The sequence below is a fragment of the Sphingomonas oligophenolica genome (assembly GCF_039522915.1).
Classification (GTDB): Bacteria; Pseudomonadota; Alphaproteobacteria; order Sphingomonadales; family Sphingomonadaceae; genus Sphingomonas; species Sphingomonas oligophenolica.
In genome coordinates this window covers 184,081-196,754 of record NZ_BAAAEH010000022.1, presented here as the reverse complement: position 1 = coordinate 196,754, position 12,674 = coordinate 184,081, and the positions used below count along the sequence as shown (strand labels likewise).

The following is a 12,674-nucleotide window of genomic DNA, read 5'->3' as shown; positions in this document are numbered from 1 at the left end:
GGTGCACGGGCCCCCCATCCTCCCCGCAGGGAGGTAGCTTTATCGGCAGCAGCAGCAGCAGCAGCTGCGCCGCCTTACGACGCGTTTCGCGCGGTAGGCGCGCCGCGCCGGCACGTACCGCGTGGTCTCGACATATTCAGTGGTGGTGGTCGTCACGACGGGGGCGGACTGGATCGTGACCGTGGTCGTGGTGGCCGGCGGATACCAATAGCCGCCGCTGACATAGCCGCCCGACCCGGCATAGGCGCCCCCGCTGGACCAGGTCGTCGTGTAGCCGTTCTGCACCGGCGGCGGATAGGCCGGGCCCTGCTGATACTGGACCGGCGGCGCATAGCTGGCGCCATAGCCCCCACCGCCACCGGCCGCCGCGGCATAGCCATCGCCGGCTTCGGCATAGCCGCCGGCATAGCCATAGCCGTCATCATAGCTGTCCCAGTCGATCCCGCTGACTGAATCCATCACGCGGCCGCGCTGATCCATCAGCACGGCGTCATCATAATAGCGCGACCAGTGATAGCCCTGGGGCGGGGCCGACAGGCCGTAGGTGCCATAATCGTAGATGAAGAAGCTCGGGGCGATCCAGTAGCTCGGCAAGACCCAGCCGCGGTGCGGCCGGCGATAGGCGTTCCACCCGCCCGGCGCGCCGGCGCCACCCTGCCAATGGCCGCTGACCGAGCCGCCCCAGCGCGACCGGTGCGTGCCGTTCTGCGCTGACGGATAGCCGTTCGGGTAAACAACATGGCCGCCGCCGGAATTCTGCGGGCCGGGCTCGACGCCGTTGGGCAGCGGGAGGCGCTGCCGCGCGGGCATCGGCCGCTGATTGGCCGGCATGTTCGGCGAAACGGTCGCCGGCGGAACGACATGCCCATTCTGCCAGACCTGTCCATTGGACAGGACATGCTGCGCACCAGCCTGAGTCGCGGCGATCGCGGTAACCATTGAAAGGCCAGCGATCATGAGGGTCCTCATGGTAAACAACTCCAGAAGGGGCGCGACAATGCCCGATGATTAAGAGTTTCGTTACCAATTTTCCCAAATTTTCGCGAGTCTTGCTGTTGTCCCGAATCGGATCAGCCGGCAATCCGCGGCGCGAGCAGCGCGACCAGCGCCTCGCATCCGGCCGCGTCCTCGGCATCGAACCGAGCGGGGTTCGGGCTGTCGAGATCGAGCACGCCGATCAACCGGCCATCAACGACGATCGGCACCACCAGCTCCGAGCGGCTTTCGGCATCGCAGGCGATGTGGCCGGGAAAGGCGTGGACATCGGCCACCAGCTGGGTTTCGCGGGTCGCGGCGGCGGCGCCGCACACGCCAGCGCCGATCGCGATGCGGATGCAGGCGGGCTTGCCCTGGAACGGCCCGAGCACGAGCGTGTCGCCGACCAGGCGGTAGAAGCCTGCCCAGTTGAGATCGGGGAGATATTGCCAGATGAGCGCGGCCGCGTTCGCCATGTTGGCGATCGCGTCGGGCTCGTCGGCGGTCAGCGCGCCCAGGGCGGCGTGGAGATCGTGATAGAGGTCGGCTTTCGATTCCGCCGAGACTTCGAATTCGTACACTTTCTTCTCCGTGCCGGTAGGGCGCGAAACCCGTCCTCATCGTCACCCCGGACTTGTTCCGGGGTCCATCGTGCCGTGAGCACTACGCCTGCAGCATGTGCGGAACGATGGATGCCGGAACAAGTCCGGCATGACGGTTAAATTGGTCCGGGCCAAAAAATCGCCGGGCGAGCGTATAGCGGGCGACACGTTGCACTTCGCTTCCCGCGCCGTAGGAAGAGGCATGCCGCGCCTGCCCGTCACCCGATCGATAGCCATCGACAGCGAAGAAATCGAGGAGAGCTTCACGCGCTCGTCCGGCCCGGGCGGGCAATCAGTCAACACCACCGATTCAGCGGTGATGCTGCGCTTCGACGTGCGCAATTCCCCGAACCTGCCCGAGGCGGTGAAGGCGCGGCTCGAAGTCCTCGCCGGCAGCCGGCTGACCCGCGAGGGCGTGCTCGTCCTCAAGAGCGAAGGCGCGCGGTCGCAGTTGCTCAACCGGCAGGAAATCCGCGAGCGCCTGTTCGACCTGATCCGCGAGGCGACGATCGTGCCGAAGAAGCGGCGCCCGACCAAGCCTTCCAAGGCGGCGAAGGCGCGGCGGATGGAGGGCAAGGCAAAGCGCTCGACGGTGAAGAGCCTGAGGGGCAAGCCGGTCGATTAAGGCGGATCGACGGGCTCGCGCCGCTAATCCTCTCCCAAAGGAGAGGAGATTGTGGCTTTCCCCTCGCTGATATCCGCCAGGGTGAACCCCGCCTTCAGGAAACGCTCCGGCAGCGGCGCCTCGGCGATGATCGGTTCCTTGCCCGGGCGCGGCACCTTCAGCGAGGCGGCGTGGAGCAGGCTTTCCTTGCCGCCCTTGCCATAGATCGGATCGCCGACCACCGGCGCGCCGAGCGCTTCGGCGGCATGGACGCGGATCTGGTGGGTGCGCCCTGTCTCCGGCCTGAATTCGACGAAGGCGCGGCCGTCCCTGACCGCGAGCACCCGCCAGGCAGTGCGCGAGGGCTTGCCCTTGGGGTCCCCGCGCATGCGCCAGCCCTGCTCGGCGCTGCTGATCTTGCTGAGCGCAAGATCGATCAGGCCACTTTCACCCTCGGGCACCCCGTCGAGCACGGCGAGATAGCGCTTTTCGACAAGCCCGGCCTCGAATGCCTGTTGGAAGCGGGCATGCGCCTTGGGATTGCGCGAGAGCAGCAGGCAGCCCGAGGTGTCGCGGTCGAGCCGGTGGACCGCCTGCGGCCAGCGCTTGAAGCCGAAAGTGAGGCCAGCGAGATGGTTTTCGAGGCTGAGCGAGCCGTCGCGCGGGGGATCGACCGGAAGGCCGGCTGGCTTGTCGATGACGATCGCCTCGCCATCGAAGAACAGGACTTTGTTTGCGAGCATGCTATGCCCTTGCCACTCCGCGCGCGCTCATGCCAGAAAAACACCGTGGGGCGAAGGCGACAAGCGTGACGAAGGTCAGCAACCGGGTGATCGGGATCGCCGGCTGGGGGCTCGGCCTCGCGCCAGCGCTCGCCCTCGCCGCGCCGGCACGACCGCCCACGCCGCCGCCCGCCGCCATCGCTGCGATCGGTGTGCCGGGCGTGGATGGCCGCCTGTTCGGGCATTTGCCCTATGTCGAGGCGCTGCCGGACGAGGTGGTGGTCGTGGCGCCCGGCTTCGGGATCGGCGTGCCGTGCCGGATGCAGCGCGATGCAGCGGCGGACCTCGTCCGCCTGCTCGATGGCGCGAAGGGGGTGCCGGGGGTCGCCGGGCGGCTGAAGGGCGTATCCTGCTACCGGACGGTCGCGCACCAGCTTGCCGTGTTCTGCCATCCGGGGAGACGGGGCATTGCCTGTCGTGACGCGGTGTTGCGGGCGCATTCAGTGGGCCCGCCCGGATTCAGCGAGCATGCCACGGGCTATGCGCTTGATTTCGGCATCCGCCCGACGGGTGCATGCCGGGATGTCGATCCGTGCATCGCCGACACCCCTGCGGGCAAGTGGCTGCTCGACCACGCGCCCGAATATGGCTTCGAGCTGTCCTTCCCCGAAGGCAATGCCCAGGGGGTGACCTGGGAGCCCTGGCATTGGCGCTGGGTCGGCACCTCGATCGACGAGCCCGGCGCGGCGCGGGCGCGACTGGTGTTCGCGCGCGCCCGCTCCCAATTTCCGGCCAGCCCGATGATCAGCGACGGGCCTGCCCAGGCAGCGCAGTCAGGCCGGGCGGGACCGCCGGCCATTGTGCTGCTGCCCGGTATGTATTGAGGCGATTCAAGGTCAGGCATTTCCCGCCAGGCAGCTCGCCTGACGGGAAAAGACCGGATCAGGCAGCCAGCTTGATCGCCACTTCCGCGACGCGGCGACCCTGGTAGCGGGCGCCGTCAAGCTCGAGGCTGCTCGGTTGGCGGCTGCCGTCGCCGTCAGCGATCGTCGTCGCGCCATAAGGCGAGTTGCCGTTAACTTCCTTGACGCCCATCTGGCCGGCAAAGCCGTAATCGAGCCCGACGATGGTCAGGCCGAAATGCAGCAGGTTGGTGATGATCGAGAAAAGTGTCGTCTCCTGGCCGCCATGCTGGCTCGCGGTCGAGGTGAAGGCGCCGCCGACCTTGCCGTTGAGCGCGCCGGTCAGCCACAGGCCGCCGGCCTGATCGAGAAAGCTCGCCATCTGGCTCGGCATGCGACCGAAGCGGGTCGGGGCGCCGATGATGATCGCATCGTAATTGGCGAGCGCGGCGATGCCTTCGATGGTGGGATGGGCCGTATCCGCCTTGAAGCCGGCTGCCTTTACCACTTCGGGCGGCGCTGTTTCTGGGACGCGGCGGATATCGACCTCGGCGCCGGCCGAGCGGACGCCCTCGGCGACTGCGTCGGCCATTTGCTCGAGATGGCCGTAGGAGGAGTAATAAAGGACGAGGACCTTGGTCATGGGGATTTCCTTCTGAAATCCCCCTCCCGCTTGCGGGAGGGGTTAGGGGAGGGCGTGTCGGAAAAGCAGGTAGGAATTGTATCAACAGGCCCTCCCCCGACCCCTCCCGCAAGCGGGAGGGGAGAAGAAAGGCGGGAGGGGTAAGTCGTTATTCCGAATCCACGAGCACCAGCTCGGCGTCTTCGATCGCCTTGATCGTGACCGTCTGGCCGCCGCCGATGGCGGCGCCGTCGCGGGCCTTGAAGGGCTCGCCGTCGATCTCGATCGCGCCGGTCGCCGGCACGAGATAGGCGTGGCGCCCCTCGCCGACTTCATGGGTGATCGTCTCTCCGGCCTTCACCGTCGCGCCGAGCACGCGCGCATCGGCGCGGATCGGGAGGGCTTCGGTATCTTCGGCAAAGCCGCTCGCCAGCACGGCGAACTTGCCGGTGCGATCGCTCTTCGGAAAGGGTTTGGCACCCCAGCTCGGCGAGCCGCCGGTGCGCTTCGGTTCGATCCAGATCTGGAAGAGAGTCGTGGTTTCGGGCTCGAGATTATATTCGGCATGGCGAACGCCGGTGCCTGCGCTCATCACCTGGACGTCGCCGGCGCCGGTGCGGCCTTCATTGCCCATCGAATCCTTGTGGGTGATGGCGCCGGTGCGGACATAGGTGATGATCTCCATGTCGCGGTGGGGATGCGCCGGGAAGCCCGAGTTGGGCCCGATCTCGTCGTCATTCCAGACGCGGATGGCGCCCCAGCCCATGCGGCTCGGATCGTAATAATTGGCGAAGCTGAAATGGTGGCGCGCGTTGAGCCAGCCATGATCGGCATGGCCCAGGCTTTCGAACGATCTTTTCTCGATCATTGGGGGTCTCCCTAAAAAGCAGAAAATTGGGTTGCCGCCAAGATAGGCATGATGATCGCGACGTAAATGGAAACGCTGGAAACCGATCGTTTCCGTTGCTATCGTCCTCGAGCAGGCTCGGGAGGAACTGACAATGCGGCTGCCGGATCTCGAAGCATGGGCAATCTTCGCAAGTGTGGTGGAGCATCGCTCCTTCAGTGGGGCGGCCGAGGCGATCGGGGTTTCAAAGGCGACCGTCTCAAAGGCGGTCACCCGGCTCGAGGCGCATCTCGGACAATCGCTCTTCCACCGCACCTCGCGGCGGCTGACGCTGACCGAGAGCGGCAAGCGGCTCGCCGAGCACGCCGGCCGTATTCTCGCCGAGGCGCAGGCAGCCGAGGAAGCTGCGCACGACGCAGCGACGGCGCCGACCGGCCTGATCCGGGTCACCGCGCCGATGACGCTCGGCCTTGTCAGCCTGACGCCGGCGCTGGCCGAGTTCCTTGCCGACCACCCTGGGATCGAGATCGATCTCAACCTTTCGGACGCAAAGGTCGATATCGTGGCCGAGGGAATCGATGTCGCGCTGCGCATTGCCGATCTGCCCGACAGCTCGCTCCGCGCGCGACGGCTCGGGCCGATCGCGATCCATATCGTCGCGTCACCTGCCTATCTCGAACGTCATGGCCGGCCGACCCACCCGGCGCAGCTCGGCGAACATGCCTGTCTCGGCTATACCAATGTCTCGGGGCCGTGGCGCTTTCTCGGGCCGGGCGGCGCCGAAGCCGCCGTCCGCCCGGCCGGGCCGTTGCGGTCCAACAGCGGCGACGCGCTTCTGCCCGCGCTCAGGGCCGGTCTCGGCATCGGCCTGCTCCCCGATTTCATCGTCGGCGGCGATCTCGCCCGCGGCACGCTCGAAGCGATCCTGACTGACTGGCACAGCCCGCCGGTCGCGCTCCATTTGCTCACCCCGCCCGGCAGCCTCCGCCCGGCGCGGGTGGAGGCGCTGATCGCCTTCCTGACCGAGCGGTTCAGGAGCCTGTGTGCGGACGAGGAAAGCCGGAGCCGGCTGCGCCCGGAATAGGTGGAATCCCGTATCAGGAGATTCCCCGCGACTCGCGGAGTCAGGCCGGTTAGCGAAGAATTAACCTTTTGCGTTCATCTCTGATGAGGTTAATGAGTTGTGCAGGGTGTGTCGGGCATAGGGTGCTTCGAACGCCGCGAGAAGTGACAGGGGACTGCCAGATGCGCGTGCTGCTGATCGAGGATGAGCCAACGACCGCCAAGGCGATCGAACTGATGCTCACCGCCGAAGGCTTCAATGTCTATACGACCGATCTGGGCGAGGAAGGCCTCGATCTCGGCAAGCTCTATGATTACGACATCATCCTGCTCGACCTGAACCTTCCCGACATGCACGGCTATGATGTGTTGAAGAAGCTCCGGGTCGCCCGGGTGCAGACCCCGGTGCTGATCCTGTCGGGCATCAACGAGATGGATTCCAAGGTGCGCAGCTTCGGCTTCGGCGCCGATGATTATGTCACCAAGCCCTTCCACCGCGAAGAACTCACCGCGCGCATCCATGCGGTGGTGCGCCGTTCCAAGGGCCATAGCCAGTCAGTCATCCGTACCGGCAAGCTTGCCGTGAACCTCGACGCCAAGACGGTCGAGGTCGATGGCAGCCGCGTCCACCTGACCGGCAAGGAATATGCGATGCTCGAGCTGCTCTCGCTCCGCAAGGGCACGACGCTCACCAAGGAAATGTTCCTCAACCACCTTTATGGCGGCATGGACGAGCCCGAGCTCAAGATCATCGATGTCTTCATCTGCAAGCTGCGCAAGAAGCTCAGCCTGGCATGCGAAGGCGAGAATTATATCGAGACCGTCTGGGGCCGCGGCTATGTGCTGCGCGAGCCCGACGAGGTGGGCGTGCCGATCGCCGAGGTCGCCTGACCTTCATCCCAGCTTCCGTCCGGGAGTAAGGCCGCGGTACCGGGGGGTGCTGCGGCCTTTCGTTTTTTTGGCCAGGGACCATCGTCACTCCGGGCTTGTCCCGGGGTCCATCGAGCCGCGAACGCTACTCCAGAGGTTCAAGCCCCAGCCCGACCGCGAGATCGTTCCAGGCGGGGTTCTCGCGTTCGAGGAGGTTGATCTTCCAGTCGCGCGGCCATTTCTTCATCGTCTTTTCGCGCGCGATGGCACCCTCCATCGTCTCTCCGACTTCGAACCAGACAAGGCGCTTGATATCGTAGCGTTTGGTAAAGCCGTCGAACGTGCCGTCGCGGTGCTGCTGGATACGGCCGATCAGATTAGAGGTCACACCAACATACAGGCGCCCGTAGAACTTACTCGCCAGAAGATAGACGCAAGGTTAGCGCTCTCTCATGCGCGCCATTTATCGCCGGACGATGGATGCCGGAACAAGTCCGGCATGACGTATTTAGTTGAGCTCGCGCTTCTATTTCGCCGACCACATTCTTTGCCCGCCGACCCAGGTCTGCTCCACTTTCGTCGCGCGCAAATCACCGGGGCTGGCGAGGAGCGGGTCGCGGTCGACGACGATGAAGTCGGCGCGCTGGCCCGGCGCGAGGCGGCCGAACCGGTCTTCGGCGAAGCCGGCATAGGCGGCGCCCGCAGTGAAGGCCCACCAGGCCTGTTCGCGCGTCACCTTCTCTTCCGGGCGCCAGCCGCCATAAGGTTCGCCGTTCGCGTCCTGGCGCGTGAAGGCGGCGGCCCAGCCGGCAAAGGGATCGGGGCTTTCGACCGGATAGTCCGAGCCGAAGGCAAGCGGCACATGATTCTTGAGCATCGTCGCCCAGGCATAGGCCCCGGCCAGCCGGTTCGGCCCGAGCCGTGCCTCGGCCATCGTCCGGTCCGACGTTGCATGGGTGGGCTGCATCGAGGCGATGATGCCATGTTGCGCGAATTTCGGCAGGTCGGCGGGATCGACGACCTGGGCGTGCTCGATCCGCCAGCGCCGATCGCCCTTGTAAGTCTGCGAGAGCTCGTCGATCGCGTCGAGCACCTGGGCATTGGCCTTGTCGCCGATCGCGTGGACCGCGACCTGATAGCCGTCCATCGCAGCGCGGCTCATCTGGTTGCGGATCACGTCGTCGGCCATGAAGCCCGCGCCCGACTGGCCTGGCGCATCGCTGTACGGCGCCTTGAGCCAGGCACCGCGCGAGCCGAGCGCGCCATCGGCATAGAGCTTCACCCCGCCCATCCGCAGCCGATCATTATACAGCCAGGGCGTCGGCCCGGTGCCGCCGACGCGGACCGCCGTGTCGACGCCGAACCCATAGCTCATGATCCGCACGCGCAATTGTCCGGCGTCTCCGGCGCGGCGATAGCTCAGCCAGTCGTCGAGGCTCGAGCCCATGTCCGAGGTGGCGGTGATCCCGAAACCGAGCAGGATCGACTGCGCCTTCAGAAAAGCCTGGTCACGATCCTTGGGCAAGGGCTGGGGCACTGCCTTGTTGACGAGGCTCATGGCGGCATCGACGAACACGCCGGCCGGCGCCGAGCCGGTCTTTTCGATCCGCCCGCCCGGCGGCGTGGCGGTCTTCGCGGTGACCCCTGCTTCCTTCATCGCGGCGCTGTTCGCCCAGGCAGCGTGACCGTCGGCGCGAGCGAGCCAGACCGGGCGGTCGCTCACCACTGAATCGAGATCGGCTGCGGTCGGGAAGCGGCCAAGGCCCCAGACTTCCTGGTTCCAGCCGCCGCCCAGAATCCATTTCTTCTCGGGGTTGGCGGCGGCATAGGCGGCGATCTTCGCCTTCGCCTCGTCAAGCGACCTGGTGCCCGACAGATCGAGTTCGAGCGCGCGGAAGCCGAGCTCCATGACATGGCCATGCGCGTCGATGAAGCCGGGGAGGAGCACCTTGCCCTTCATGTTGGCGAGCCAGTCGAGCTTGTCGGGCCGCCGGTCGCTCGGTTGCAGCAGGCGGACCACCTTGCCGTCGGACGAGATGAGCATGCCGTTGAAGTGGATGACGTTGCCGGTCGCATCGAGGGTCATGCCGTTGACGTTGTCGACCAGGGCGTCGGCGAAGGCCGGGGTGGCGAGGAGGAAACCGGCGAGCACAAACGCAGCTTTAAAGCCCCTCCCCTTCAGGGGAGGGGTTGGGGTGGGGGACTCAAACGAACCTCCGCCTGACTCCCCCACGCCCTGCCCCTCCCCTGAAGGGGAGGGGTTTGCGTTCGGCTTCATCGCGGCAGCCTCCTGATCAGCGAACTGGTGTCGTCGCGACCGCCGCCCATCTTCTGCACATCGGCATAGAATTGATCGACCAGAGCCGTCAGCGGCACTGCCGCGCCGTTGCGCCGGGCCTCGTCGAGGGTGAGGCCGAGATCCTTGCGCATCCAATCCACCGCGAAGCCGAAATCGAACTTGTCCTCGCTCATCGTCTTCCAGCGATTGACCATCTGCCAGCTCGACGCTGCGCCGCCCGAGACGGCCTCGAACACCTTGTCGGTATCGAGCCCGGCGATCTGGGCGAAGCGCAGCGCCTCGGCCACTCCCTGGACGACGCCGGCGATCGCGATCTGGTTGACCATCTTGGTAGTCTGCCCGGCGCCGGCCTCGCCGATATGGACGATGCGCAGCGCATAGGCCTGCATCAGCGGTTCGGCCCTGGCCATCGCCTCGGCCGTGCCGCCGCACATGATCGAGAGCTTGCCGTTTTCCGCCCCGGCCTGGCCGCCCGACACCGGCGCATCGACGACGAGCAGGCCTCTTGACCCACCCTCTTCAGCGAGGCGCCGGGCGATCTTCGCCGAGACAGTGGTGTGGTCGACGAACAGGGCGCCCGGCGCCATTGCCGCGAATGCGCCATCCCCGCCAAGCGTCACCTCGGCCAGATCATCATCATTGCCGACACAAGTGAAGACAGCGTCCTTGCCGCCGGCTGCCTCGGCCGGCGTCGCGGCGACCGCGCCGCCATATCTGGCCGCCCAGGCATCTGCCTTTGCCCTGCTGCGATTATAAACGGTGACTATGTGCCCGGCCGCAACGAGATGCCCCGCCATCGGCGCGCCCATCACCCCGGTTCCAATGAATGCGATGTTGCTCATGGGCCTCGCGATAAGGCGTGTTTCTTCGGGGCGCCAGATGGTCTAGGGCCGCGCTCCTATGGCTACCATCCCCGCCCCCGCCGCCGACCTGCTCCCCGTCACCCTTGCCGATGTCCAGGCAGCGCATGCGCGCATCAGCGATTCGATCGTCCGCACGCCGACCTTCATCAGCCACACGCTTTCCGAGCTGACCGGCGCGACCGTCTATCTGAAGTTCGAGAACCTCCAGTTCACCGCGGCCTATAAGGAGCGCGGCGCGCTCAATACGCTGCTGCAGCTCGACCCGAGGACAAAAGGCGTGATCGCGGCATCCGCCGGCAACCATGCCCAGGGGCTTGCCTATCATGCGCACCGCCTCGGCATCCCGGCGACGATCGTGATGCCGACCAACACGCCGACGGTGAAGATCACCCAGACCGAAGGGCACGGCGCCAATGTGGTGCTGTTCGGCGATACCTTCGATGCTGCCTATGCGCATGCCCGCGAGCTCGAAGCCGAGCGCGGCCTGACCTTCGTCCATCCGTTCGACGATGTCCGCGTAATTGCCGGCCAGGGCACCGTCGCGATCGAGATGCTCGAGGACGTGCCGGCGATCGACACCTTCGTCACGCCGATCGGCGGCGGCGGACTGATCTCCGGCATGGCGACCGTCGCGGGCGCCGCCGATCACCCGATCGAGGTGATCGGGGTCGAGGCCGAGCTGTTCCCTTCGATGTACAACCGCATCAACGGCACCGACATGCCGTGCGCGGGCGACACGCTCGCCGAGGGCATCGCGGTCAAGGAGCCGGGAGCGATCACGGCACTGATGGTGAAGGCGCTGGTCGACGACATCGTACTGGTCAGCGAGCGCAGCCTCGAACAGGCGGTGAGCCTGCTGCTCCAGATCGAGAAGACGGTGGTCGAGGGCGCGGGCGCAGCCGGCCTCGCGGCGCTGCTGTCCTATCCCGAGCGGTTCAAGGGCAAGACGGTCGGCGTGGTGCTGTGTGGCGGCAATATCGACACGCGGCTGCTCGCCAATGTGCTGCTGCGCGATCTTGCGCGGTCGGGCCGGCTCGCCCGGCTGCGGATCAGGCTGCAGGACCAGCCCGGCGCCTTGTTCAATGTCGCCCGGATCTTCGACGCCGAGCGGGTGAATATCATCGAGGTCTATCATCAGCGCGTCTTCACGACGCTGCCCGCAAAGGGCCTGATCACCGACATCGAATGCGAGACGCGCGACAAGGCGCATCTCGAGCGGCTGATGGCTGCGCTCCGTGCCGGCGGCTACGAGGTCTCCCCGGTCGAATTAGCCTGACGAAACGAATCACAGCTGCGGCGAAGCGAGTCGCGCGACTCTGTTTGCGACTCGGGGAATATGCTATGATTCGCCCCTGATCAGCACCCGTGCGTCTGCGATCGGAATCTCAAGACTTGTTGCAAATCCTGCGTTAACCCTCATTCATGGTAAAGCCGCTTTTCATCACGACTCAGGCGATTCATAACGGGTCCGAGCCGGGGGCAAGCCCTGGCGAAATATGGGGACCAAGGCGGTGACTGCGCCATTTCGCTTTCCACGCTTCTTCGTGACGAGCCCTTCGCCCTGCCCCTATCTGCCGGGGCGCCAGGAGCGGAAGGTCTTCACTGAATTGAACGGCCCGCATGCCGGCGAGCTCAATGATGCACTCGGGCGGATCGGGTTTCGCCGCAGCCAGTCGGTCGCTTATCGGCCGAGCTGCGCCGGCTGCACCGCCTGCGTGTCGGTGCGCGTCGTGGCGAGCGACTTCGTGCCGAACGCGACCCAGCGCAGGCTGATCCGCCGCAATGCCGATCTCGAGGTCAATGCCTGCCGCGCCTGGGCGACCGACGAGCAATATCAGCTGCTGCGCCGCTATCTCGCCTCGCGCCATCCGGGCGGCGGCATGGCCGACATGGACGAGGGCGATTATGCCGACATGGTGGAGCATTCGCCGGTCAACAGCTTCATCGTCGAATATCGCGAGCCGGCGAAAAACGGCGTGCGCGGCACCCTGGTCGGCGCCTGCCTGACGGACCAGCAGGCCGATGGGCTGTCAATGATCTACAGCTTCTTCGATGCCGACCATCCGGCGCGGCCCGGGCTCGGCAACCAGATCATCATGGACCATATCCTGCGCGCCCGCGCTGTCGGCCTGCCCTTTGTCTATCTCGGCTATTGGGTGAAGGGTTCGGAGCGGATGGCGTACAAGACGCGCTATCGCCCGATCGAAGTGCTCGGCCCTTCGGGCTGGTCGATCCTGACTGACGAAGACATGACCTACGCGCCGCCAGCGCAGAAGAATGTGATGCTGGCCGACGAACTGGCCTGA

At 65.9% G+C, this 12,674-nt stretch carries 14 protein-coding genes; 6 read left to right on the top strand and 8 right to left on the bottom strand.

Annotation, left to right across the window (positions count from 1 at the left end; translation table 11 throughout):
* Positions 1–39: 39 nt before the first annotated feature.
* The gene (locus tag ABD050_RS12205; RefSeq protein WP_343889618.1) at positions 40–969 is read right to left on the bottom strand and encodes an RcnB family protein; all 930 of its coding nucleotides are present in this window, start codon (positions 967–969) and stop codon (positions 40–42) included.
* 101 nt (positions 970–1,070) lie between these two features.
* A complete protein-coding gene (locus ABD050_RS12200; protein WP_343889617.1) occupies positions 1,071–1,556 on the bottom strand; it encodes a GAF domain-containing protein in 486 nt (161 codons plus the stop codon).
* Positions 1,557–1,779: 223 nt separating this feature from the next.
* Between ABD050_RS12200 and arfB the strand changes: the two genes are divergently transcribed.
* On the top strand, positions 1,780–2,202 hold the full coding sequence (gene arfB / locus ABD050_RS12195; RefSeq protein WP_343889616.1) for an alternative ribosome rescue aminoacyl-tRNA hydrolase ArfB: 423 nt from the start codon (positions 1,780–1,782) through the stop codon (positions 2,200–2,202).
* 23 nt (positions 2,203–2,225) lie between these two features.
* Here the strand turns inward: arfB and ABD050_RS12190 are convergent, their stop codons facing one another.
* A complete protein-coding gene (locus ABD050_RS12190; protein WP_343889615.1) occupies positions 2,226–2,924 on the bottom strand; it encodes an RluA family pseudouridine synthase in 699 nt (232 codons plus the stop codon).
* A 65-nt stretch (positions 2,925–2,989) separates the two neighbouring features.
* On the opposite strand from ABD050_RS12190, the gene ABD050_RS12185 reads away from it, so the two are divergent.
* Entirely contained in the window at positions 2,990–3,787 is a 798-nt protein-coding gene (locus ABD050_RS12185) for a M15 family metallopeptidase (RefSeq protein WP_343889614.1), read from the top strand.
* 58 nt (positions 3,788–3,845) lie between these two features.
* On the opposite strand, the gene wrbA is transcribed toward ABD050_RS12185, so the two are convergent.
* Both wrbA and ABD050_RS12175 read right to left on the bottom strand, forming a co-directional pair.
* A complete protein-coding gene (wrbA, locus tag ABD050_RS12180; protein WP_343889613.1) occupies positions 3,846–4,448 on the bottom strand; it encodes an NAD(P)H:quinone oxidoreductase in 603 nt (200 codons plus the stop codon).
* Between the two features lie 148 nt (positions 4,449–4,596).
* Positions 4,597–5,295, bottom strand: a complete 699-nt coding sequence (locus ABD050_RS12175) for a pirin family protein (RefSeq protein WP_343889612.1) — start codon at positions 5,293–5,295, stop codon at positions 4,597–4,599.
* A gap of 133 nt (positions 5,296–5,428) precedes the next feature.
* Here ABD050_RS12175 and ABD050_RS12170 point away from each other — a divergent pair, with 133 nt between their 5' ends.
* Positions 5,429–6,358, top strand: a complete 930-nt coding sequence (locus ABD050_RS12170) for a LysR family transcriptional regulator (RefSeq protein WP_343889611.1) — start codon at positions 5,429–5,431, stop codon at positions 6,356–6,358.
* A gap of 161 nt (positions 6,359–6,519) precedes the next feature.
* Positions 6,520–7,227 (top strand): response regulator transcription factor CtrA, encoded by a 708-nt coding sequence (gene ctrA, locus ABD050_RS12165; protein ID WP_343889610.1) that lies wholly within the window; start codon positions 6,520–6,522, stop codon positions 7,225–7,227.
* A 124-nt stretch (positions 7,228–7,351) separates the two neighbouring features.
* Here ctrA and ABD050_RS12160 read toward each other — a convergent pair whose 3' ends face one another.
* The 3 genes from ABD050_RS12160 to ABD050_RS12150 form a co-directional block, all read right to left on the bottom strand.
* A complete protein-coding gene (locus ABD050_RS12160) occupies positions 7,352–7,630 on the bottom strand; it encodes a GIY-YIG nuclease family protein (protein ID WP_425542451.1) in 279 nt (92 codons plus the stop codon).
* 102 nt (positions 7,631–7,732) lie between these two features.
* Positions 7,733–9,358 carry an amidohydrolase gene (locus ABD050_RS12155; RefSeq protein ID WP_343889608.1) on the bottom strand — a complete coding sequence of 542 codons (1,626 nt, stop codon included), beginning with the start codon at positions 9,356–9,358 and terminating at the stop codon, positions 7,733–7,735.
* A 122-nt stretch (positions 9,359–9,480) separates the two neighbouring features.
* Complete coding sequence (locus ABD050_RS12150) at positions 9,481–10,347, bottom strand: NAD(P)-dependent oxidoreductase (protein WP_343889607.1); 867 nt, start codon at positions 10,345–10,347, stop codon at positions 9,481–9,483.
* Between the two features lie 58 nt (positions 10,348–10,405).
* On the opposite strand from ABD050_RS12150, the gene ABD050_RS12145 reads away from it, so the two are divergent.
* Both ABD050_RS12145 and ABD050_RS12140 read left to right on the top strand, forming a co-directional pair.
* A complete protein-coding gene (locus ABD050_RS12145; protein ID WP_343889606.1) occupies positions 10,406–11,644 on the top strand; it encodes a threonine ammonia-lyase in 1,239 nt (412 codons plus the stop codon).
* Positions 11,645–11,879: 235 nt separating this feature from the next.
* Positions 11,880–12,674, top strand: coding sequence for an arginyltransferase (locus ABD050_RS12140; protein WP_343889605.1), 795 nt, complete (start codon positions 11,880–11,882; stop codon positions 12,672–12,674).

What these genes read in the sequence shown, in the direction of transcription:
- ABD050_RS12150 (WP_343889607.1), bottom strand. Translation starts at nt 10,347, where the DNA reads ATGAGCAACATCGCATTCATTGGAACCGGGGTGATGGGCGCGCCGATG.
- ABD050_RS12205 (WP_343889618.1), bottom strand. Translation starts at nt 969, where the DNA reads ATGAGGACCCTCATGATCGCTGGCCTTTCAATGGTTACCGCGATCGCC.
- ABD050_RS12175 (WP_343889612.1), bottom strand. Translation starts at nt 5,295, where the DNA reads ATGATCGAGAAAAGATCGTTCGAAAGCCTGGGCCATGCCGATCATGGC.
- ABD050_RS12145 (WP_343889606.1), top strand. Translation starts at nt 10,406, where the DNA reads ATGGCTACCATCCCCGCCCCCGCCGCCGACCTGCTCCCCGTCACCCTT.
- arfB (WP_343889616.1), top strand. Translation starts at nt 1,780, where the DNA reads ATGCCGCGCCTGCCCGTCACCCGATCGATAGCCATCGACAGCGAAGAA.
- wrbA (WP_343889613.1), bottom strand. Translation starts at nt 4,448, where the DNA reads ATGACCAAGGTCCTCGTCCTTTATTACTCCTCCTACGGCCATCTCGAG.
- ABD050_RS12190 (WP_343889615.1), bottom strand. Translation starts at nt 2,924, where the DNA reads ATGCTCGCAAACAAAGTCCTGTTCTTCGATGGCGAGGCGATCGTCATC.
- ctrA (WP_343889610.1), top strand. Translation starts at nt 6,520, where the DNA reads ATGCGCGTGCTGCTGATCGAGGATGAGCCAACGACCGCCAAGGCGATC.
- ABD050_RS12170 (WP_343889611.1), top strand. Translation starts at nt 5,429, where the DNA reads ATGCGGCTGCCGGATCTCGAAGCATGGGCAATCTTCGCAAGTGTGGTG.